The sequence below is a fragment of the Anaerorhabdus furcosa genome (genome assembly GCF_900167375.1).
GTDB lineage: Bacteria > Bacillota_I > Bacilli_A > Erysipelotrichales > Erysipelotrichaceae > Anaerorhabdus > Anaerorhabdus furcosa.
This window is the reverse complement of record NZ_FUWY01000007.1, coordinates 123489-145351: the sequence shown is the minus strand read 5'-3', so window position 1 is coordinate 145351 and position 21863 is coordinate 123489. Positions and strand designations below refer to the sequence as shown.

21 protein-coding genes and 2 tRNA genes are annotated in these 21863 nt (G+C 33.1%); 4 read left to right on the top strand and 19 right to left on the bottom strand.

What is annotated here, in order from left to right:
* Nucleotides 1-113: 113 nt before the first annotated feature.
* The 3 genes from B5D14_RS10745 to B5D14_RS10735 all read right to left on the bottom strand — a co-directional run bounded on the left by B5D14_RS10745 (nt 114) and on the right by B5D14_RS10735 (nt 3442).
* Nucleotides 114-2030: a BglG family transcription antiterminator gene (locus B5D14_RS10745; RefSeq protein WP_078712633.1), complete on the bottom strand. Its 1917-nt coding sequence runs from the start codon at nt 2028-2030 to the stop codon at nt 114-116.
* Between the two features lie 117 nt (nt 2031-2147).
* Nucleotides 2148-2525 carry a GNAT family N-acetyltransferase gene (locus tag B5D14_RS12330; RefSeq protein WP_200804812.1) on the bottom strand — a complete coding sequence of 126 codons (378 nt, stop codon included), beginning with the start codon at nt 2523-2525 and terminating at the stop codon, nt 2148-2150.
* A gap of 131 nt (nt 2526-2656) precedes the next feature.
* The gene (locus B5D14_RS10735) at nt 2657-3442 is read right to left on the bottom strand and encodes a type I restriction endonuclease subunit R, EcoR124 family (RefSeq protein ID WP_078712632.1); all 786 of its coding nucleotides are present in this window, start codon (nt 3440-3442) and stop codon (nt 2657-2659) included.
* Nucleotides 3443-3556: 114 nt separating this feature from the next.
* Between B5D14_RS10735 and B5D14_RS10730 the strand changes: the two genes are divergently transcribed.
* Nucleotides 3557-4534, top strand: a complete 978-nt coding sequence (locus B5D14_RS10730; protein ID WP_078712631.1) for an IS30 family transposase — start codon at nt 3557-3559, stop codon at nt 4532-4534.
* A 180-nt stretch (nt 4535-4714) separates the two neighbouring features.
* On the top strand, nt 4715-4804 hold the full coding sequence (locus B5D14_RS12455; RefSeq protein WP_425351970.1) for an ATP-binding protein: 90 nt from the start codon (nt 4715-4717) through the stop codon (nt 4802-4804).
* A gap of 314 nt (nt 4805-5118) precedes the next feature.
* On the opposite strand, the gene B5D14_RS10725 is transcribed toward B5D14_RS12455, so the two are convergent.
* The 16 genes from B5D14_RS10725 to B5D14_RS10650 all read right to left on the bottom strand — a co-directional run bounded on the left by B5D14_RS10725 (nt 5119) and on the right by B5D14_RS10650 (nt 19569).
* A complete protein-coding gene (locus tag B5D14_RS10725) occupies nt 5119-6765 on the bottom strand; it encodes a DUF6119 family protein (RefSeq protein WP_078712630.1) in 1647 nt (548 codons plus the stop codon).
* Nucleotides 6766-6780: 15 nt separating this feature from the next.
* Nucleotides 6781-7563 (bottom strand): hypothetical protein, encoded by a 783-nt coding sequence (locus B5D14_RS10720; RefSeq protein WP_143254431.1) that lies wholly within the window; start codon nt 7561-7563, stop codon nt 6781-6783.
* 398 nt (nt 7564-7961) lie between these two features.
* Complete coding sequence (locus B5D14_RS12170; RefSeq protein WP_159443792.1) at nt 7962-8114, bottom strand: hypothetical protein; 153 nt, start codon at nt 8112-8114, stop codon at nt 7962-7964.
* Between the two features lie 4 nt (nt 8115-8118).
* The gene (locus B5D14_RS10710; protein WP_078712627.1) at nt 8119-10545 is read right to left on the bottom strand and encodes an N-6 DNA methylase; all 2427 of its coding nucleotides are present in this window, start codon (nt 10543-10545) and stop codon (nt 8119-8121) included.
* A gap of 12 nt (nt 10546-10557) precedes the next feature.
* A complete protein-coding gene (locus B5D14_RS10705) occupies nt 10558-13092 on the bottom strand; it encodes a DEAD/DEAH box helicase family protein (protein ID WP_078712626.1) in 2535 nt (844 codons plus the stop codon).
* Between the two features lie 231 nt (nt 13093-13323).
* The gene (locus B5D14_RS12450; RefSeq protein ID WP_425351972.1) at nt 13324-13545 is read right to left on the bottom strand and encodes an IS3 family transposase; all 222 of its coding nucleotides are present in this window, start codon (nt 13543-13545) and stop codon (nt 13324-13326) included.
* Nucleotides 13546-13589: 44 nt separating this feature from the next.
* Entirely contained in the window at nt 13590-13961 is a 372-nt protein-coding gene (locus B5D14_RS12445; protein WP_425351971.1) for an IS3 family transposase, read from the bottom strand.
* A gap of 358 nt (nt 13962-14319) precedes the next feature.
* Nucleotides 14320-14547: a hypothetical protein gene (locus B5D14_RS10690; RefSeq protein WP_078712623.1), complete on the bottom strand. Its 228-nt coding sequence runs from the start codon at nt 14545-14547 to the stop codon at nt 14320-14322.
* Between the two features lie 82 nt (nt 14548-14629).
* Nucleotides 14630-14703, bottom strand: a tRNA-Trp gene (locus B5D14_RS10685).
* A 2-nt stretch (nt 14704-14705) separates the two neighbouring features.
* Nucleotides 14706-14782 (bottom strand) — tRNA-Glu (locus tag B5D14_RS10680).
* A gap of 98 nt (nt 14783-14880) precedes the next feature.
* Nucleotides 14881-15546 carry a bifunctional 4-hydroxy-2-oxoglutarate aldolase/2-dehydro-3-deoxy-phosphogluconate aldolase gene (locus B5D14_RS10675; RefSeq protein WP_078712622.1) on the bottom strand — a complete coding sequence of 222 codons (666 nt, stop codon included), beginning with the start codon at nt 15544-15546 and terminating at the stop codon, nt 14881-14883.
* The gene (locus B5D14_RS10670; protein WP_078712621.1) at nt 15546-16598 is read right to left on the bottom strand and encodes a PTS fructose transporter subunit IIC; all 1053 of its coding nucleotides are present in this window, start codon (nt 16596-16598) and stop codon (nt 15546-15548) included. The genes B5D14_RS10675 and B5D14_RS10670 overlap by 1 nt, the downstream gene beginning before the upstream one ends.
* Nucleotide 16599: 1 nt before the next feature.
* Entirely contained in the window at nt 16600-16917 is a 318-nt protein-coding gene (locus B5D14_RS10665) for a PTS fructose transporter subunit IIB (RefSeq protein ID WP_078712620.1), read from the bottom strand.
* Entirely contained in the window at nt 16914-17375 is a 462-nt protein-coding gene (locus B5D14_RS10660) for a PTS sugar transporter subunit IIA (RefSeq protein WP_078712619.1), read from the bottom strand. The genes B5D14_RS10665 and B5D14_RS10660 overlap by 4 nt, the downstream gene beginning before the upstream one ends.
* Nucleotides 17376-17393: 18 nt before the next feature.
* Nucleotides 17394-19286, bottom strand: a complete 1893-nt coding sequence (locus B5D14_RS10655; protein WP_159443791.1) for a BglG family transcription antiterminator — start codon at nt 19284-19286, stop codon at nt 17394-17396.
* Nucleotides 19279-19569, bottom strand: a complete 291-nt coding sequence (locus tag B5D14_RS10650) for a hypothetical protein (RefSeq protein WP_078712617.1) — start codon at nt 19567-19569, stop codon at nt 19279-19281. The genes B5D14_RS10655 and B5D14_RS10650 overlap by 8 nt, the downstream gene beginning before the upstream one ends.
* Nucleotides 19570-19777: 208 nt before the next feature.
* On the opposite strand from B5D14_RS10650, the gene B5D14_RS10645 reads away from it, so the two are divergent.
* Nucleotides 19778-20752: a phosphodiester glycosidase family protein gene (locus B5D14_RS10645; protein WP_078712616.1), complete on the top strand. Its 975-nt coding sequence runs from the start codon at nt 19778-19780 to the stop codon at nt 20750-20752.
* A gap of 1 nt (nt 20753) precedes the next feature.
* Nucleotides 20754-21824, top strand: a complete 1071-nt coding sequence (locus B5D14_RS10640; RefSeq protein WP_078712615.1) for a hypothetical protein — start codon at nt 20754-20756, stop codon at nt 21822-21824.
* Nucleotides 21825-21863 lie beyond the last annotated feature (39 nt).

Below are 21863 nucleotides of genomic sequence, written 5' to 3'. Positions count from 1 at the left end.
TGATTCACCTTTCGTGTCTCTATGAGAAAAGAAACACGCCTTACACCACTATATTCGCATAGTGCCTAGCGTGTTTCCACTTATTCTTTTTCCGTATTAGATACGGAAATTACCTAACTTTCCGCAATGACTTCCTCCTCAATTCGCCTTAGAAGTCCTAACATAATATCAAAATCTTTAGCATTAATGAGCATCTTTACATTATTCTCACTCATCAACATCTTACTTGTTGTTTCATAAAATAATCTTAAATCCTCAGTACCATCCTTTTCAATTGATAGTAAGAAGATGAATTGTACTTTTGTTTTTTGCCATACAATAGGTTCTTTTAGTATTGTTACGCAAACAAATGTTTCCTTAGACAAAGCAACATTGGGATGTGGTATAGCTACGTAGTTACCAAATTCCGTTACCGCAAGTGCTTCCCTTTCAAGAATTGATCCAAAATAAGTAGAAGGTATTTCTTTTACTTTATCCACTCGATTCACAATTTTCTTTAAAACTTCTTCTTTTGTTTTCCCTGTAATATCGGTATAAAATAAATCTTTACTAAAATACTTATCAATTTTACTTACATTATTTCCACTCATGATTTTCTTAATCTTCGCAATGTCATCATTTTGAAAGAAATATTCAATTTGTATGATGGGTAATGGTACTGGAAAATCAATGGGAACCGTTGCAAAGATATAATGATAAGTTGAGAAATCTATCTTATGTAATCCCAACAAATCACATGGTGTTACTTTATTCAGTGACTCTTTGAACTGTGATCGTATTCGATAAGCCAACAATTCACTTGTCCCCTTACCAGTACTGCAAACAACCAAAACATTTTTCATTGTTGTATCCACACGTTGTTGCTCAAGTGCTAGATTTAAATGCAATGCAAAATAACAAGTTTCATCATCACTTATAGTCCGATTGTATTTATTTTCTATCGCTATGCATGCCTCTTTAGCAAATTGATAAGCCAATGGATAATGTCTTAATATCTCTTCGCGTAATGGATTCTTCATCGTTAGATTGTATTTAATTCGGTTTAGTAAAGGAACCAAATGTAAATACAACGTCATTCTTAAATCCAAGTTATCTCTAAAATCAACACGATAGGTATCATAAATGCGATTTAGCATATCATCTACTATTTCTTGAGTATTCTTATCAATAATAATGTTTTCATGATTACTTGCATATGCATTTAAGTTTTGCTTCCCAGTTAAGTGAATTGTTATGTACCCACACTCACTCTCTGGTATTTCAAGTCCTGTTAGATCACTACAAGCATCTACAATTCGCTTAGCTACTTTGTATTCATCCTTTGTCTTTAAATGACTTAATTCCTTTTTATCCATCGTCACAAAACATTTTTGTTCAATTCTCTTCATCGCCACAAGCAAATGCATTACTAAATTATTAAATGAGAAATTAGATATTTCATATTGTTCTTCGCTTAATATCTTAGTAAGACTACTCTTAAGACTTAGGATAAGTTGTTCATTGTCATCGAACTCATTGTCCTTTGGATTCATATGTTGCATTGTAAAATTAGTTAAACACAATCTAAAATCAAATTCTTTACCATCTATCTTTAAACCATAGTTAGGTTTTTGTTTTAGTTCTAAGCCATATTCTGCCAATACTTCTTTTGCAGCCTTGAGGTCTTGTTGCAAAGTAGATTTACTTACATACAGTAACTCACACAAATCTTCAATCTTTACATAACTAGGATTTTGTAAGAAATATCTTAATAAATATGTAATACGTTCTTCTGAGTTTTCTGGTAATGTTTCATCATTAAAACTATCCAGTAACTCTTTGAATAATTGATTATCTTCAATTTCTAACTTATATCCTTTACTTGGACTTGATGTAATAAACGCACCCTGATCTTCAATAAACTCATTGAGTTCTCTAAAATCACTACGTATTGTTCGATCACTAACTTTTAACTTCTCTGCAAACTGAAAAGAAGTCACATACTCTTGACTTTGTAGCATATTTATAATCGATTTGAATCGTTTATTCATATTCTCCCCCAAGTATTATCAATATGTGACCATTATACAAGATATAGTAAAAAAATCAAAAGTAATTTTACTAATGATTTTTGAATTGAGATTATATAATTTCAAAGTTATATCGACTTACTTTAATGACATAATATAGATTTGACACGGAATATTCTCATCCCATAGAGTAGGAAATACTTCTAATTCTTTAAATCCCAAACTAACATAAAATTCATTTGTTTTATCATATTCTTTATAACATCCTTTTTTTACTGTTTTGACTTGTATAAATGAATATCCCTTATTCTTAACATTCCTTTTTGCTTCTTCAAAGAGTTTTCTACCAATACCTTGTCTATGGTATTCTTTCAATACTCCCATTATAGCTAATTCAACAGTATCCCTACTTGTTTCTTTTATTGTTAGAAACCCTATTGATTTATTATTTTTTTCAGCAACATAAAAATCTTGATTTAAACTAGCAGAAATATATTGTTCCCTAGATTCAACAATACTAAATCACTCGATAAGTTCTTCAAGGACTTCCCTTGAAATTGATTTTTTTTCATCGGAATTTGTGATATATCTAATCATCATTTTCTCTTCTCTATTTTTATAATGCACATTATGAATATTCAATTACTTTAAATGCCAAAATACTTCTCAAAAAATATAGATAGGATTTCTATTAATAATTGTTTCTTTTTAGCACGTCCTCCACCAAAACGAGATACAGGTGGCATGATACCATCTAAGTCAGTTCCAGTCGTTTTAAGAACTCCATCTCTAAATGAATTACTAATAAAACGTCGAGCTTCTTCCGGTTTCAAATGTTCACTATCAATAATGTTATTCAGTTCTTCTTCTTTTTGTTGTTCAACGTATGTCCTCCAGTCTTTATCGACTTCAGTACTTGCATTTACTGTTTCTATGAAATCTTCGATTAATTTTTTCTTACTTCTAAGTTGAATACTCGAATCAATTGCTTTTTCAATAGCACCTAAGATTTCCTTATCTTCACAATTTGAATCATGATATTTAGCAACTAACATAAGAATATAGTCTATATTCACTTCAACTTGCTTGATTAATTCTATTTCAAATTCAATATCATCATGAATATCTTCTTTTTCCGCTTTATCCTTTTTACTATATTTTTCATATAAATCAATGTAGATACTTTGATAGTTTTGGAATTCTCTTTCACTTACGATTTCTTTTCCTACAAAAGCGTCAAATGAGCTTAAAATATTTTTTAGTCTTAAAAGAGTTCCAAATAATTTAATGAATTCCTTTTCATTCGTTTCTCCTATAATCATTTGATCAAGTGGAAACAAACTTAGTAGTTCATTTATTAAATCTACATAGCCTCTAATTACCTTACCATTTTCTTCATAGCCATTATAATAGGCCTCAAAATTCTTTAATATAAATAAATTATCATATTAAGTGCAACACATAGAAAAACACATAGAAATACCCATAGAAATACCTATGTTAGAATGTAAGTGACCAAACAAACATCTAAAAGGAGGTTATTTTCTATGAGCTATTATCATCTTACCATAGATGAGAGAAGTTATATTTTTAATTTATTAGAACATGGTATGAGTATACGAAGTATTACCAAAGCATTACAACGCTCTTTGAGTACGATTTCTAGAGAAATAAAAAGAAACAAGGTACAATTAGATAGTTTAGGAAAGGTTTATAAATATTTTCCTATTAAGGCACAGAAACTGTATAATCAACGAAGAGAAAATTGTCACAGAAGAAGCGCTATTCATGACGAAACTTTAGTGTACATAAGAAATAAAATATCACTCCATTGGTTGCTGGAACAAATTTCCAATAGACCAACAAATGAAGTAACCTATGTACCGTCTACATCAACAATTTATAGAGTCATCAGAGAAAACAAAATCAAATCAGTTAGTATGAAGAGTCTTAGGCAAAAAGGGAAATTCAAAAGACCTGCTGAGAAAAGAGGAAAGTTCAATGATGGTGGTAGAACCATAAAAAAACGCCCTAATGAAATATACAAAAGAGCTGAATTAGGTCATTGGGAAGGTGATACAGTAGAGTCTGGTCGCATTGATCGTACCAGGAAAAGCAAGTATTGTTTTGTGACATTAGCGGAAAGAAAATCGCGTTATTATATCGCAATACTAGTGCCCGATAGAACATCAGCAAACGTTACACCAGCAATAATTAAGGCATTGAAGGATTTTCCTGGAGATTTAGTAAGAAGCATAACTTTTGATAGAGGAAAAGAATTTAGTGGTTACGATGAGGTAGAAAAGGCATTAGACTGTCGTACGTTTTTTTGCGATCCATATTGTTCATGGCAGAAAGGTACAAATGAAAATAGTAATGGCTTACTCAGGGAGTTCTATCCTAAAGGAATGAATTTATCAGAGGTATGTAAAGACCAGTTGATTACCAATTTACATTTATTAAACAACAGACCTCGTAAGTGTATAAAATATAAAACACCATATGAAGTCATCCATGATAACTAACATAGGTGTTGCGCTTGATTTGACAATTTATCTTTAGAAAAAATGAGAAACTTAAGATTAAGTTTCTCTAGTACTTTAAACTTTTATGGGATCAGTAAGAAATGACCTCACTAAAGTTTAGAAAGCCTTATTACTTCCAACATTAACTTTTCCATTTGGGATAGTATCTTCATTTAGCCCATGATTTCAAATGCTATCCTCGATTGCATCCTTCACCACGCTCATGTGATTCAAATTCCTGTTAAATCTTATCGTTTAAAGAATTATTAATCAGAAGATTGATGATCTATTTGAAAATTATTATTTCATCACTTTTGTTCATTTTATGTTGTCATTAATAAACAGTAATAGCTTATTTAAAAATTTTATGAATGCTTTGTCAGCACATCTACAAGATGTTTCAAACAAACTGTAATGTAATAAGTTGAACTCTGACAGAAATGAGCTTAATATGTGTATGTTTCTCTTAAATATAAAGTACAAAAATTTAAGCAAATCTGCCGTAGTGTACTGAAGTTTTGAGAGAGGAAGTGCGAGGAGTAAAGTCCACAAATAAACAAGATATGAAGTTGTAAAAACTCTTCTTAAATCTGTATTGCTCCATAACAAAAATCTACTTTAAGGGTTATTCCTGACAAGTTTAAATCTTTTTGTAAGTCAGAAAGATGAATTAGAAAATTTAGAGAGTTGATATCTTTCCATTGGGTGATTATAGACGATCTCTTATCAAAAACAAGTATAAGGACAAATTCTAATGGGGTAACTAATGTATTATTAATCAGTTCAATAACATTGTTGCTTGTCCTTAATTTTTGAAGAGTTACTCCCGCTTGGTCAATAGCCATTGCAAAATCACTTGGCTCACCGATTTTTACAAAATAGAGTGTATCTGTTGTAAATAAATCACAAGGTTCATATCTAAAATTATATCCTTCTTCAAATTTCTGTGTAGTTGGGTGCTGACTCGTTGCCGATAAAATCTCTTCGAGTCGATGATTGAAATATCCTTCTATCGGTTGATGTTCACGGTCAACAAAAATACCTGTTTCTTTAGCAAAATCCATTAAGGCTGTTTTGTTAAAACATAAATCATCATCAATATGATTGACATATTTTATACGAGCAACACTGGATATGATTCTTTCGACATAAGCGTTGTTAAAAGAGCACCATTTACCATTACGTAAACAAAAACTATTGCTCATCTTATCAGTACAAATAAACTCCATATATTCAGTAATTGGTTTAAGTGCTGAAAACTGCCCCGTTGAATACTCCACTGCTATGTTTATTTTTTGAATATGAGAAATTATATCATATCCGTTGACATCTAAGAATTGCTTAACTGAAAAAATACTAAGCTCACCATCAAATTCTTGCACTTTATGATTGCATGACAGTTTATACTTAGAAAAATCAGTTTGCATTATTTTTGTTCCTAATAGATAAAATGATGGAACACTAAAATAATCAGCTATTTTAGCAGGATCATAATCACGAATAGCTTCGGCTAATTTCAAATAAAGCTCTGCTATCTTATCAACATAAATTTCTTCATCAAGTGGAAGTAATCGTGGCAACGAAATATCACTTTTTGTTTTACAGACAGTATCAAGCGCTGACAATTTTTCACCTATCTGTAAAGGAGATTCTTCCCACTTAAACTGTGTTGAAATGCCACAAGTAATATTTGCACCCCAATATTCAGGATCAATACTTTCACCTTTTATAAAAGTTGGTATTTCACCGCTACCATATGTAATAGGTGCGTTTTTGATATAGTCAAAATGTGTTTTGCTCAACTTGCTACCATGAGAAACATTTTGCTGTGCTTTAATACTTTCTAAGTCGATTAACCTTTCAGCAACAGACACCCCAAAATTATAATCACAGTATTTCCCAGCATAAAAATGAGCATTACCGTACGATATTACATAACAAAAGTCAACACCTTTACACACCAAAGCAGCACCATAAACTCGCACATCTTGTTCTAATTTCTGCTCTGCGCAAGATGATAAAATCTTAACCCATTGTGAACCATCCTTATTATCTTTGTCGCAATACATCAAGGTAAATGAAACAGAGGAATCTGGTTTAAGTAAATCTTGTTTTAGTGGGATTTCTTCAAACTTTCTTTCCTCTAAAAATCCTATGAAATCATCGTGCTTTTCAAACTGAATACGGTAAATATTGTAATCATAAAGTATCTTATCACTTTTTTTCGCCATGGTATCCCTCCTTATCTATTCATCAGCTCCGATGCTCTTGTGGATTGCTACTAATGCTATATGGAGTTTTTTTATTTCTTCAAACTTCTCATTCTCATGTAATGAATTGATGTCGAATTTACGGCATACATTCAATTCACTTATTGAAACAGCGTATCGTTTTATAAATTCTTCTCGCATATATTCAATATCATCGAGATATGTTTCTCGACTATCTGGACTATGAAACTCAGAAGACTCGATAATATTGACATATAACTCTAAAACTTTACTATTCATCAATATCGCAACACGCTCAATTAGTTTTATGTAAATTATTATTCTGTCATCTATTGTTTCCTGCGATGTAATGGTAATGTTGCCGTTAGCATGAGCATATTTATTGCGCTCGGTAACCAACTTCGTCAGTTCACCCTTTAGATTGCTATCCATACCCACAATCTTTAGCAAAAGAAATACATCGCTTTCGCTGATACAGGCAAAGCTTCCAAAGTACAACTTCCCGTTTTTCGTATTACTTTTACCGTAAAAATCAGAACTTCTGTCTTTAAGCATATAGTGAATTGCTGTTTCAAGTTCAGCTGGATAAATTATACTTAGTTTTAATAACATATTATAAATGCATACCATAAAAAGCATATGCATTTGAATATAGGCGAATTGAAACAATCCATTTGTATAACTTAATTCAAACGCCTTAAACAATGTGCGATTATAATCTATTTCGTTGCTATCTATTTGATAAATAGGTAGAAAATCATTAAAAGTGTAGAATTCATCCAAAGCGCTCACCTCCACTGTCTAAAAATCAGCTTTATCCAAGTAACCTATGTCAACCATCAATTGCATTTACAGCTCTAATATGATTGTTTCTATTTGTGAGCAAAAAGTTAAAATTATCATTATTGCATTAAATACTTTTTCTCTTTCAATAATTTTCCCCTCAGCACAGTCTTTTTATTCTCAGTTAATCTATAATATTTTTCGATGATGCCACCAACGTTTAGCATTAGTCCTTTTTTCACCAAAACACTGGCAAGTATCCCGTTTGCATCAAATTTAAGGCGATTTATTAGTTCATATTCTTTTGAATTATTACGGTTGCTGATGCTTGAAAAAGCAAGTGTAATATTGACCTGCATTTTCAAGCAGATAAATTTCAGGATATTCTCTACGCAGCCATGCATCAAGCAAAGTTACGTATTCTTTATTGTATCCATAGCATTAGAGTAGTTATTAACTATCGCCATTGCTTCTCTGTAATCGTTAAAAGTCTTTGGCAACTCTTTGGCATCTAGCATATTTTCCGCCAATTTTATTGCATCAGGCGAAAATTGCACTGTATTCATAAACCTACTCTCCCCAAACCTCTTTCATCTTATCCTCAATTTTCTGCTCAAAGATTTCAATAAGCCGTTTGTTTTGTTCTACGATTGCCATTTCTTCGGTAATTTGTGCTACAATTTGCTGTTGGGTTTCGAGGGGTGGGAGAGGAATTGAGATTCTTGTTAAATTTCCTTGGCTTAACTTTGGTTGAGCCGCACCAGTAACATAATTAGAGATATCCATTTGATTAATATAAAACTCAATATATTTCTGTGTATCCTTTTCTTGAAACTTGAGAACATGAGCGTGATTATTTACCCACACTTTTCCTGTTATTGAAAAGGCAATTGGCGTAACTCTTGTGATTAAATTTGCTCCATCTTCTGATAACAAAAGCAAGTCTTCATCAAATATGTAACCATCTACATAATCAACGATGCCAGATGCTCCATAATATGGATATTCACCCTGATTCCTTTCTGATGATGTAATTGGGATCCTTTTACTATCCAAGTTTTCACAAATATCTCCAAGTTTTATTATTTCCCAACTGGGGTCAACCTTAATAGTCAGTCTGTAGTTATCCACCACCTGCCTTGCACCGTCAATAATCTTTTGATAGCTTTCAATTTCAGTAACTATTTCTTGTTGAATTGATAGGGGTGGGAGGGGGATTTTTATTTGCTTAACATATCTGATAGAAACAAATTTAAAAGCAGTTTCTCCACTTAATCTAAAAAGTTCGGATTTGAATTGAGAAGCACAATAAAATAAAAATTCTGGCAATAAATTTTTAGTTTTAATAACTAATCCATTAAATTGTTGATTGGTTGTAAGCTCAATTTTAGATATGGCAAATTCACCAACAGAAGCTGTGCAACATAATAATACTGTATTTGCAGGCAAAATCTTCACGCTGGTTTCAGTTACCGCTTGCTCCGTAATATGTTGATTGGTATAGGTTATTATTCTGCCTTGTGTTCTAACGTCATCAATAGTAAACCAAGGAATATTACCCTTTTCCCAATACACTTTTTCTGTTCTCGACGGTGTTGAGCCATTAAAAACCTCACAAACTTCCCCAAGCTCCACCATTGGCCAAACACTATTTACAACAGTTACAACTTTATATCTCTCTCCCACAAGGATATAATCATGTTTTTTAATTTCCTCTTTTTTTGCAAGGGTAACAAGAGGGCTGTAGCTTACATCTTCACCATTTATAAATGCCTTGACAATATTTATAATGTCGGGGATATCGTTTTGCTTTATCTCTCTACGTTGTGCACCAAGATCGTAGCCATCATTGTTCATCTTTACAAACAGGATTTCTTCCCTATTTTTTGCCAGTGTCTTATCAAATAGAAGAACACTGGTTTTCACGCCACTGTAAGGGTTAAACACGCCGGCAGGCAGCGAGATAACTGCATAGAGCAGATTATCGTTTACAAGATATTCCCGAAGCTGCTTATAAGCATTGGCAGATTGAAACACAATGCCCTCTGGAACAATGATACCTGCTCTGCCTGTGGGGTTTAAATGCTCTGCAATATAGTCCACAAAGAGCACTTCCGCACGTTTCGCCTGCACCCTGTATCGATTATGAGGGATAATACCTCCTTTGGGTGTCATAAAAGGTGGGTTAGCAAGGATAACGTCATAGCTATCGTTCCATTTTTCTTCGCTTGTCAGCGTGTCATATTCACTTATCTGTGGCTTTGTAAACTTATGCAGATACATATTCACACGAGATAGACGCACCATATCGGGGGAAATATCATATCCGGCAAAGTTTATGCTAAGGTGTTTTCTGTCATCTGTGGTAAGAGTGCTTTTGCCATTTTTGTCTTTGTTATTCTCTAAAATATGCTTGTAAGAGCTAATCAAAAAGCCTGCTGAACCACAAGCAGGGTCTAAAACGGATTCGTTTTTCTTAGGGTCTACTATTTCTACAATCATATCAATGATATGGCGAGGGGTACGAAATTGCCCAGCATCACCTTGACTACCCATAATTGATAGCAAATATTCAAAGGCATTGCCCAAATCTTCACTGTTATCATAGGAAAATTCGCTGATTTCCTTTAAAAACATGTTAAGAGTATCAGGGTCACGGTATGGCACATAAGCACCACGGAAAACATCACGGAAAAGCTGTGGCAAATGAGGATTCATTGCCATCTTATCAATGCCCTCTGCATACAAAACAGCACGTTGTTGTCCACTGTTTTCAGACTGCATAATGTTTGCCCAAGCATATTTTTCAAAATCATCTCTAAAAAATGCCCGAGTACCTAAACGCCCAAACTCCATACCTTCGAGGTCGATATCATCCATAAACTTATAGATCATAGCAATTGTTATCTGCTCAACTTGTGCTTTTGGGTCAGGCACTTTACCTACGAGTATATCTCGCAGGGTATTTATTTTTCGTTTTACATCAAATTTAAGCATCTTCTATTCTCCTCACATAAATCGGGACACATTTACATTATCATTGATATAGTTAATTACACAAAGCATATTATCCATACCAAGTTCTCTCAATTCACTTAGCGTATAGGTTGCAATCTCTGTCCCAAAAGCAGTAAAACGCCTGTCCTCAATAGCTCTTCGCACCTCTTTGTCTGTTAAATACGCTTCAAAGAAATGCTTGATATCCCAAAATTTTTCATTAGGAATAGTTTTTGTTAACGTAAAGCTCTCAAATTCATCTTCAACAAGTTGGTGTTTACTCTTGAAAAATGTCAACGCTCCGAACACCTTATCAATAATTTCTCTCGTGGTTACTCTGCGGTCTGTACCAGTTGCACGACGTAGCTTGTCCCATGAGTAATATTCGTTTGGTTTATCCATAATGTACTCATCGATGTATTTAATAACCGCTTGATAATTGCCTTGCTCATACTGCTCTTTAGCAACAGGGTCTTCTTTAACGGTTTCTTCAAACTTATCAAAGTACATACGGTCTATCTTCATACCACGGCTGCTAATTTGCGTTTCAGTCAGCGACTTTAACGGGTCTGGAGCAAAGTTTTCATACCTATCAGTTTCAACCTGCGGTGTGCTTAAATCTGCGGTTTTACTTTGAGGCTTAGGCAGTTTCAGCTCAACATCATAATCAAATTTATCCTCAAAATACTCATAATTACCGAAAAAGTCAAAGAGGTAGAAGTTATCTTTTGCTACTTTTCGAATGGTGTCAACCCCATTTTCACGCACTTTTAAAATGAAGTCATTCATTCTTGTCCCTCTACCTTTAATCTGTATAAAATCAGTCGGAGAAAAGATAGGACGAAATAAGCCAATATTGAGCAAATCTTCACAATCGTAACCAGTTGTCATCATGCCTACCGTAACACAAATACGGGTTTTGGAAGACTTATATCCATCTAAGAAACTGCTATACCCACTTAGGTTATTATTTTGAAAATTGATTGTATAACTTTGTGCATTCATCACATCAGAGGTTATCTGCATAGCAAAATCAGACTGATATTTGTCCGGAAACATCAAAGTAGCATATAAATTAAGTAACTGCGTAATTTTAGCCGCATGAAGTCTGCTCACGCAAAAAATAATACCTTTCCCGATTTCTCCGGATATAGGGTCACGCTTGGCATAATCCATGAAGGTTTTCACAAATAATTTATTGGTTTCTTCAGAAAAAAATTTCTTTTCAAAATCTCTTGCGAAATAGGTTTCCTCTGCATCCTCAACCTGTTCATCAACTTGATTCAATATCGCATATCCTTCTTCTGCAAGCAATTTTGTAGTTATATCTGTTCTCGCATCGTATACTTTTGGATTCACCAAAAAGGGTCCTTCGGGATCATTCACGCCATCAAGCAACGAATAACGATAAGTAGGATCGCCACTTTCACAGCCAAATGTCCGGTAACTGTCCAAAAGCTGGCGTTTTTCCCACGCTCTTGGGTCAGTTACTTTTAGTTTTGACACATCAATATTTTTTATATAATCTTTTGGCGTTGCAGTAAGTCCTAATTTATAACCTAAAAAATACTCAAAAACCGCTCTGCTGTTTCCATTAATTGAGCGATGGCTCTCATCAGCAATAATCAGTGAAAAATCGGTAGGTTTAAAATACCGTTTATACTTATTGTCGAACATTAGCGTTTGAACCGTTGAAACAACAATCTCCGCTTTGCGCCAATCATCTGTATTTTCTTTAAATATAACTGTGTGATAATCGGGTGAAAGATAATTTACAAAATTTTTTTTCGCTTGGTTTTCTAGTTCAATTCTATCTACCAAAAACAGTACTCTATTAGCATTTCCGCTACGCAAAAACAATCTGATAACAGCGGCGGAAGTTAATGTTTTTCCTGTTCCAGTTGCCATCTCAAAAAGAAAGCGTTCCTTACCATCTTTAACGGATTGTTGCAACGCTTGCAACGCTTTTACTTGGTACCCACGCAAAAACCTCAATCCGCGCTCAAATATAAACTGCTTGCGTATATCGGGATTTTTATACTCTGGTGCATCCATATAGTGAGAATCTTTTACAACTGCAATATAATCTTTTGTGATTTCTTCATTATAAAGTTTAGCAGGCTCAGCATTCATTGCCTTGCTCATTTTTAGGCTTTCACAACTCGGAAACGAAGTAATAATCTGTGGGTCACCCTTATAAATGTTCCAAAAATAATGTTGGTTGCCGTTTGATAAAATTACATATCTCACAAAAAGTGATTTTGCATACTCCCTTGCTTGTTCCTTACCAACAAGGGGTTGTTTATCTTCAGATTTGGCTTCGAGCACAACATAAGGATTTCCATTTTCATCGAGCAAAAGAAAATCAATAAATCCATTTTTGGTTTTGTCAAAGTTTTCGCCAAAAGCATCTACTTGTACCTTAGTCATCTTAACATTAGGTTCAACTTGTATATTGGCATAACCATTTTCATCATCGAAAAACCGCCATCCGGCTTCTTCGAGTAATCTATTTATTTTAAGTCGAGCTTTTGCCTCTTTTGCCATTCTATCACCTCATTTCTCAAAACTATTTATATAATGCAATTCAAAACTTATTCCTCAACATCATCTTTAGGCTCAAAGAAATATTCTATCTATCATCCTGCATCGCCGCTTGGTAATATTTTAAGGCGAGATAATCTTTCTTTTACTTCAGCAAATATTTCTCATATCTTGCGTTCAAATTCTACTCTTGGCGGCTGAAGCGACTTCATAAATGAATATGATTTTAGCCAGTTAAATGGTTTTCAACATCCTAGTTCTATACTCGATAGGGCTAGATTTTAATTTCAATACAATTCTATCCTCATTATAATATTTGATATAGTCCTGAATTCCTTTAATGAGTTTTGTTGAATTTTTATATTTACATTCTTGATTATACCACATTTCAACTTTCATTCTTCCAAAGAAGTTCTCTATAGGTGAATTATCCAAACAATTCCATTTTCTACTCATCGATTGTATCATACCGTGTTTTACTAAAAATAGATGGTAGTATTTCATTTGGAGTTGCCAACCTTGATCGGAATATAATATCCTTCCTTATATGACAAAATCTCTCGTGTATAGAAATTGATTATTGGAGGTAGATACAATTTACCACTATTTATTCTAAACTTTGTTATGTCTGTATCCATATTTATATAGAGTTTATCATTCATATACACTCTGGCTAATAGTTTATCTACTGCTTTTCCTATTGTTTCTCGATATGATTTGTATTCCTTTGTTTTTGTTGCTGCTTTCAAATTATGCTTTTTAATAATTTGATACACTTTTTTCTTATTTACTTGATACCCTCTGTTTTTTAATTCAATTATTACTTTTATATATCCATATTTCCTCTTATGTTTATCGAATATGGATTGTATTTCTGAAATGATTCATTCATTTTCCACCTTATTCACTTTACACTTGATATGATAATGATGAGCACTCTTTGATATTGCCAATAATTCCTTAAGAGAATATTTACTCCTAAATTCCTCAATAATCGCTATTCTATTTTCGATTTCTTGTTTCTCTTTAGAATCAAGGAGTACAATTTTTTAAGTATTCATTTTCTATTTCCAAATAGTTTATTCGATCTTCTATTTCTTTATTTTCTAATCGCTTCTTTTTATCTTCAGCGCTTTTATATGACATCTTGTTCTTGTTGTTTGAATAGCTATTTCGCCTTTTGATGAATTGAGAGAAATCCAGTCTCTCAGTATTGAGGGTCAATTAACCCTATATATCTATTACTCGTTTTATTGCTTGCAGTTTCAATTCTCGTGTATATTCTTGATTATCTTCTCTATTCTTAAATATACTCTCTATATGACAATCATATAAAACACACGAATATTTGATTCTAGATTTATCATAACTATAGAGTTGACTCAATTCTTCTAATGATATTACCTCATCAACGTGTTTTTTCACTATCTCTAATTTCTTGTCTATAATTATTTTCATATAAAATACCTCCAAAGTCTTTTCCTTTATGCTAGTTATTTTCTAACTAAAGTTCAAGTTTTGGAGGTATATTCAACTATCCTGGCAGGGGTGGAGAGGATCGAACTCCCGTCTGTGGTTTTGGAGACCATCATACTACCATTGTACTACACCCCTACTGGTGACTCGTACGGGATTCGAACCCGTGAATGACGCCGTGAAAGGGCGCTGTGTTAAGCCGCTTCACCAACGAGCCATTTGCTAGTGCTTTGTTATAATACCATAAACAGCTTTTGAGAGCAAGATTTTTATTACAAAACTAGAGAAAGAGTCCAAACCCTTTCCCTAGCTAAATTAATTGAATTTTTGTGCTATTTCTCTATAGTTTTTAATCTTTTCTTTGATTTCATCATATCTTTCATTGACAAGAATGTCTTTACTATTGATTGAACTACTAATACCCGCTCCTACAAAGCCATTTCGAAGGCATTCATTAAACAAATCTGGTGACATTTTACCTACTGCAAAGTACTTAATGAAACCAAGCGGTTTCATGAGGGCTTTAGCGTAGTCTAAACCAACTTCTCCTGTTGGAAATAGTTTTACAATCTTAGCTCCCCCCTTATAGGCAGCACAAGCTTCAGATGCAGTAAAGATGCCTGGCATATAATAAATATCTTTCTCATTTGCGTAGTCTTGAATTTCTTTATCAAAGATTGGGGCAACGATAAAATCAGATTCACTACCAATTGCTTCTTTTGCTTCTTCGATGGTGAGTACTGTTCCTACCCCAACATAAGCACCTTTGTCTTTAATTTCATGTTTAATCTTTTTGACAATGGACATTGTTTTATCATGCAAACCTTCATGATTGTAGGTGATTTCAATGAATTTTGCTCCTACTTCTACACAACTCGTAGCTGCTTTTACAATAATTTCTTCACTTACATCATCTACACGGAAGATACACATCATTTTTTCAAGAATTAATTCTTCACACACTTTTTCACAATATTTCATTAGCCAAAATTAACCTCGAAGTCACTGTCATCTTCCACAACTTCTTCTGGAACTTTCTTTTTCGTGAAATGCAAGACTGCAATTGTGGATAAAACACCGACTCCAACTGCAATGAATGCCCCTGGCCATACATTTTCCATTACTGGGAAAGCAAAGAAACCACCCATCATAACTGCTGATCCTACATCAAAGTACATTGCGATTGCACCTGTAATTGCACTACCAATAATTGTAGCTGGCATAACGTGTAGTGGGTCACGAATTAAATAAGGTAATCCACCTTCTCCTACTTGAGCTGTTCCTAGTACAATTGCAGAGATTGCTTGTTCTCTTTCTTCTAGGGTATATTTCTTTTTATCAAAGAATAACGCACTTAAACCTAATGCTATTGGAGCAACACAACCGATACATACTTTTGCTCCTTCAGGTCCAATAATCCCGTCTGCTACTAATCCATTTGCAACAGTAGTTCCCGCTTTTGTAACAGGTCCACCTAAATCCACTCCCATTAAGACACCTAATACAACACCAAACAATACTTTTGATCCTGATGTCATTCCTGTAAATAAACTAATTAGTATTTGTTGGAATCCACCCAATACTGGTCCTAATACATAATGCATAATAAGAATTGAGAATAATCCTCCAAGTATAGGTAAAATAAGTAAAGGTAATAATGATTTTAAGTTCTTTGGTAATGGTAATTTATCTTTAACAAGTTTACAGAAATAACCAACCAATAATCCTCCAATAATACCTCCAATAAAACCAATTTTGTAATTTACTGATAATAACCCAATTAAGAACCCTGGCGCGATACCTGGGCGATCACAAATTGAGTATGCCGTATAGGCTGCAAGTGTTGGAACAACCATCGACATAGCAAGTGATCCTGCTGTATAGAGTAGATAGGCAAATGTACCTTCAGCACTTCCTACCCCTACGCCACCTAACATCGTTCCAAATGATTGTAGAATACCACCTAAACAGATGATTGGAATCATATACCCTACACCTGTTAATATGTGCTTATAAATATCTTTAAATTTCATATTATTTTATCTCCTTCATTTTCTGTTCGATTTTTTCTAATAATTTATCGGGTTGCTTAATCGCAACTTCTGATTTTACTCTGACAATTAGTTTTCCTTCAAATCTTTCTTCTTTAGAAACAGCGACATCTGCTGCAAAGATCACAACATCTGCATTCTTAATGTCCTCTGCTCTTAAAACATTCTCGCTTCCGATTGTTCCTTGAGTTTCAACATAAATTGAATGTCCTCTTTTCTTTGCGGCTTCAATCAATCGATCTTGTGCAATGTAGGTGTGCGCAACACCAACAGTACACGCTGTTATCGCTACAATATTCATTCTTTACCCCCTTTCTTTAGTAACTCAATGATTTTATTTATATCAGTAGCACTTTCAAGTTCATGGATGATTTTACTATCCATTAAAGATCTTGCTAATTCTGAAATCATTTTTATGTGTGTGTTATCCTTGTTATCTTTAGGTATTGCAAGCAGGAATACTTGGTTAATGGGTTGATCATCCAATGATTCCCAATCAATCGGTTTTTTAAGTCTTGCATAAGCAACTTTAGGTAATTTCACACACTCACTTTCACCATGTGGTATCGCAACTCCTTCTACAAGTCCTGTCATAGAAAGTGTTTCACGATAGTTAACAGCTTCTAGAAACTCCGTTTCACTTGTTATGATTTGATTTTTATAAAGTAAATTTGTTAAGTATTCAAAGACTTCTTGTTTACTTTGTAAATCTAAATCCAATCCTATACATTCCATTGAAAGTATTTCTTCTATTTTCATATCTCTATTTCCTCACTGTTAAATATCTACAAGTTTTAAGACTTGATCTTGTTTTTCTGCATCTAATAATTGTTTATGGAAGGTTTCACTATATAGTAGCTTATAAAGATTTCTAAGTTTAATGTTGATTGATGAGAAATCCGATTTGGTGATTGCTAGAAAGAAGAAGACATCAACTTCCTCACTACCCCAGTTCATTGGTTTTTGTAAAGTAACGACACAAATGACTGATTTCTTTACAAATTGTGGATTCGCATGAGGAATAGCGGTATAAGCACCAATCGAGGTAGAACATTTGGATTCTCTATGTTTTAAATCTTCTTTAAATCCTTCCTCAATGTAATGCTTAGACTTCAGTTTCTTTTCGACTTCCTCAAATAATATTTCTTGATTTGTATAATCGCATTTCAGTATTGTTTCCAACTTAATTTCATCAAATAGTTTTGGCGACTTAGTTGAGAAATTATCAATAAAGCTATTAATTCTATTAACATCATCTTCAAGGAGTAGTGGTGAAACAATGATTGAATTCTTCTTTGTATTAATTGAAAAGGTTGTGATAAACAAATCCAAATCACTTGCCTCAAATTTGCATAAATCATTTTCTGATATTACATCAACTACATGGAGTTTCTTGAATCTATTCTTGATTTTCTGTGCTAATAATTGCGATATACCAATTCCTTGGGAACAAACAATCACTGTTTCAATTAATCTATCTGCTTGTTCTAACATCGATTCAATATGAATGGCTAAATAACCTACTTCATCTTCACTTAGTGTTTTTTCAAATTGTTTCTTAAAGATACTGTTTGTCATCCACGCAATGCCGAAGGAATCTGGATATTCTTCTTTTATTTGTTCTAAGAGTGGATTTCTTAGAACAATCCCATTGTTTAATCGATTGCATAATGGAATTAGATGTAAAACTAAACTATTTACGATTTCTTCATTGGATATTGAAATACTACGAATCTCTTCAACCAAAGTAATAATTTGACTGGCTAACTCTTTGTAGTTGTGACTACTAAACAAAGATTCTTGTTTTACTAAATCATTGGAGTAAATCAAATAGCTATATATTAATTTCTTTTCGCTATCTGTAAAAATCACATCATATGTTTGATTTAGGTTATTGCAGAAAAGAGATACGCGATGATAAATATCTTCATAATCAATTTGGATATCAAAGTCATCATTAATATCTTTACCTTGCCCAAGTCGCACAATACTGATGGTAATATGCATAATTAAAGTATTTAATGCATTGTTACTATAATCCATCTTTAATGATTGTAAGAGTTCAATAAGACCATCTTTAATTGGTTTAGGGTTAATTTTTAATAATTCGATAATATTTTCTTGTATTGTTTGATATGAAGAAAGAAAACCATTTTGATCTAAGATATTTGTTTGGATTTTGATGAGAGTCGACAAACAATCTCTTAAATCTCTCTCACTTCCCTTTAGTTGAATCTTGCCTTTCCCTTTTAAGTATTCAATGCTGATGTTTCTTTTTGCTAACCAAGGTTGTATTTTCTTTAGTTCGCTTAGAACCGCAGTTCTACTTAAATAAAATTGGTCACATAGCGATTCAATCGTTACTGTATTATGACGGTTGGTGATTAATACATAGGTGATCTGTAAATATCTTTCAAAAGTAATATCTACTTTAGCAATTAAGTCTTTTCGTAACTTTTCAATACTTTCTTTACTTCCACCCAGTTTTATTCCAACACCGCGAACATTATCAATTTCGCAACCATAGCCCTTTACATAATCTTGTATCGATGTTAAATCATTTCTAATCGAGGATACTGAAACATTGATCATCTCTGCAATAGTTTCTCTTGTAATTAAATTGGTTTGGTTTAAAAGTATTTCTAGAATTTGCCATTCACGTTTATTCATAGATTCTAACTTCCTTAAACTCATATCGTTTGCAATCATTTAGAGAATATTTCGAACCACAAACACTTGTTAATTTACGAGATTTCTTGCATATCTTTCTAAAATAATAGGTTTTGTAAAGGATGAGGACTAAATACAAAACTAGTAAAAAGAGTGCAATATAAAAATAATTGAATACACATGAAATTAAAGAACTCGCTCCTAAAATGAACAAACAATAGTTCATGAATGGTTTTTCAATCACTAGATTTCTTTTCATATCAATTTCATAAAATAATTTCATCATCTTTCCCCCTTAACTTAATTTGATTATAGACTTCTTATTGAGGAAAATTTATTTAAGTTTTGCTAATTAAAGACAAAATACTTAAACTTGTGATTTGATTGTTTACTAACACAGAAAATTTCATGGTTGCTTTTTGTAGTTTAAGTTGCGAGATGACGCCTCTGCTACTATAATTAATTTATAAGAGTATAGAAATGAGGAAAATATGTCGAATAAACGAACTAAAACCATGTCTGTTGGTCTAGTTGTTTCATTGTGCATTGTCATGATACTAGTCACAGCTGGAATAACTACTTATCTAGTCTTAAAGGAAACATATAAGGGGTCCGCTGTTGCTTATAGCAACCAACTCATAAAAGATTTACCTAGTAGTGGTTTAGACCACACAATCGCTAAATTCTTTTATAGTGATGAAGAAATCAAATCAATTAAAAATGGTATTGATGAATCTCAAGTCATTGTAAAGAGTGAAGAAGTAGAAAGTCCTGATGGCATTGAGATTCACGCACTAAAAGGATCTACTTATCAAGCATTTATGATGATTGTGAAAAATCCTGAAGATTTGATGGTTGCGGTAAATCCATATCTTGATTCAGGTGCACCTGGTCCATCATTAGAAGAATATATTGAAATGTATGATGGTATTGCAGGTATTAACGCTGGTGGATTTGAAGATGCTGGTGGTAAAGGTAATGGAGGTCAAGCTTGGGGTATTGTTATCTCTGAGGGAGAACTTGTTAGTGGTTACCCTAGTGAATATGGTCCAGTCATTGGTATTAATGGTCAAAATCAACTTGTTGTTGGTGATATGTCAGCTCAACAAGCACTTGATTGGGGTGTTCGTGATGCTGTAACATTTGGTCCTATCTTTATTAAACAATATCAAAATGTATTTGATAGTGCTCGTCTTGCTGGTTTAAATCCGAGAACTGCAATTGGACAAAGAGCTGATGGCTCATTCCTACTTCTTGTAATGGATGGTCGTCAACCTTTATCATTTGGAGCATTATATCCAGATATTATTCAAATTATGCAAGATTATGGTGCTATGACTGCAGCTAATCTTGATGGTGGTAACTCTACTGTCATGGTATATGAAAATGAAACAGTCAACAGTACGGTTTCTATCTATGGTGCTCGTAATTTACCTACGGCATTTGTAGTAAAGGCGGGTGAATAAGATGAGTAAAAGAAAAAAAGGAATTAAAGCGAGTGCTGGAATTACAATCTTAGTTCTTGTTCTACTCATTTGTATTGGTACTGCTACTGCATTTGTATTATTTACAAAAACAAATTTAGCAAAACAAGAAGCAAAACTTCCTGAAAGTGCTATTAGCTTATATTTAAAACAAATTAAAAATAATGATTTCAATGGAATCTATGAAAACTCATTATTAATCGATCCACATTTAAATTCAAAAGAAGATTATGATCAAGCCATTAAAAATATCTATGATGGTGTTAGTTTAGATAAATTAATCTATCAAGAAGAAAAGAGTGCATCCGATGATTTACTCTATGGTTTATATGATGGTAACGTAAAAGTAGCGGTAATTAAACTCGTTAAGGGAACAGATGGTAAGTGGCTTGCCTCTACTGTGTTCCAAGGAGATCATTCAAGTATAGTTGAAGCTCCAGCTGGTGTTATTTTTAAAGTTAATGGTGTTGAAGTCACTAATGATTATATATCAAACAAAAATGTAACTGCTACTAACTTTAGCGGTCTTGATGATCAAAGTGATGCACCAAAGGTTGTACGTTATGAATTAAACAATTTAATTTCTGAACCTGTCATTACAACAGACAATTCAGGCTATACAACAATAAAAGATGCATTAAGCAACACTTACTTTATTGGAAAAGAAACAACTGATTCCGATTTAGAAGAAACAATTATTAATGCTGGTAAAACAGTTGCTCGTTATCCAACAAAAGATGGTACACTTGGTGCAATTGGTGCTATTACAATTACAGGTAGTGATTTCTATGATCGTATTAAAACAATGGATAACCAATGGTATGCTGCTCATGGTACATCACAATTCTCAAATGAAGAAGTCTTATCCATTGTTCAACAAGATGAGAATTCAATGATTGCGAATGTTATCTTTGATTATTACATTGCTTCTGGTAGTACTTCTAAGGAGTATCATATTGGGTATCAAATTAGTTTCTTAAATGTAAGAGGAACTTGGAAGATTGCTGGATTTGCAATCGATAACGAAATGAATCCAAAGACAAAAATTTGGTAGAAACGATTTACATCGTTTCTTTTTTTATACAAATCTAAT

Coding starts and splice junctions, on each gene's coding strand:
- B5D14_RS10745 (WP_078712633.1), bottom strand. CDS start 2,030: ATGAATAAACGATTCAAATCGATTATAAATATGCTACAAAGTCAAGAG.
- B5D14_RS10730 (WP_078712631.1), top strand. CDS start 3,557: ATGAGCTATTATCATCTTACCATAGATGAGAGAAGTTATATTTTTAAT.
- B5D14_RS12455 (WP_425351970.1), top strand. CDS start 4,715: ATGATTTCAAATGCTATCCTCGATTGCATCCTTCACCACGCTCATGTG.
- B5D14_RS10725 (WP_078712630.1), bottom strand. CDS start 6,765: ATGGCGAAAAAAAGTGATAAGATACTTTATGATTACAATATTTACCGT.
- B5D14_RS12170 (WP_159443792.1), bottom strand. CDS start 8,114: ATGAATACAGTGCAATTTTCGCCTGATGCAATAAAATTGGCGGAAAAT.
- B5D14_RS10710 (WP_078712627.1), bottom strand. CDS start 10,545: ATGCTTAAATTTGATGTAAAACGAAAAATAAATACCCTGCGAGATATA.
- B5D14_RS10705 (WP_078712626.1), bottom strand. CDS start 13,092: ATGGCAAAAGAGGCAAAAGCTCGACTTAAAATAAATAGATTACTCGAA.
- B5D14_RS12450 (WP_425351972.1), bottom strand. CDS start 13,545: ATGAGTAGAAAATGGAATTGTTTGGATAATTCACCTATAGAGAACTTC.
- B5D14_RS10690 (WP_078712623.1), bottom strand. CDS start 14,547: ATGAAAATAATTATAGACAAGAAATTAGAGATAGTGAAAAAACACGTT.
- B5D14_RS10675 (WP_078712622.1), bottom strand. CDS start 15,546: ATGAAATATTGTGAAAAAGTGTGTGAAGAATTAATTCTTGAAAAAATG.
- B5D14_RS10670 (WP_078712621.1), bottom strand. CDS start 16,598: ATGAAATTTAAAGATATTTATAAGCACATATTAACAGGTGTAGGGTAT.
- B5D14_RS10665 (WP_078712620.1), bottom strand. CDS start 16,917: ATGAATATTGTAGCGATAACAGCGTGTACTGTTGGTGTTGCGCACACC.
- B5D14_RS10660 (WP_078712619.1), bottom strand. CDS start 17,375: ATGAAAATAGAAGAAATACTTTCAATGGAATGTATAGGATTGGATTTA.
- B5D14_RS10655 (WP_159443791.1), bottom strand. CDS start 19,286: ATGAATAAACGTGAATGGCAAATTCTAGAAATACTTTTAAACCAAACC.
- B5D14_RS10650 (WP_078712617.1), bottom strand. CDS start 19,569: ATGAAATTATTTTATGAAATTGATATGAAAAGAAATCTAGTGATTGAA.
- B5D14_RS10645 (WP_078712616.1), top strand. CDS start 19,778: ATGTCGAATAAACGAACTAAAACCATGTCTGTTGGTCTAGTTGTTTCA.
- B5D14_RS10640 (WP_078712615.1), top strand. CDS start 20,754: ATGAGTAAAAGAAAAAAAGGAATTAAAGCGAGTGCTGGAATTACAATC.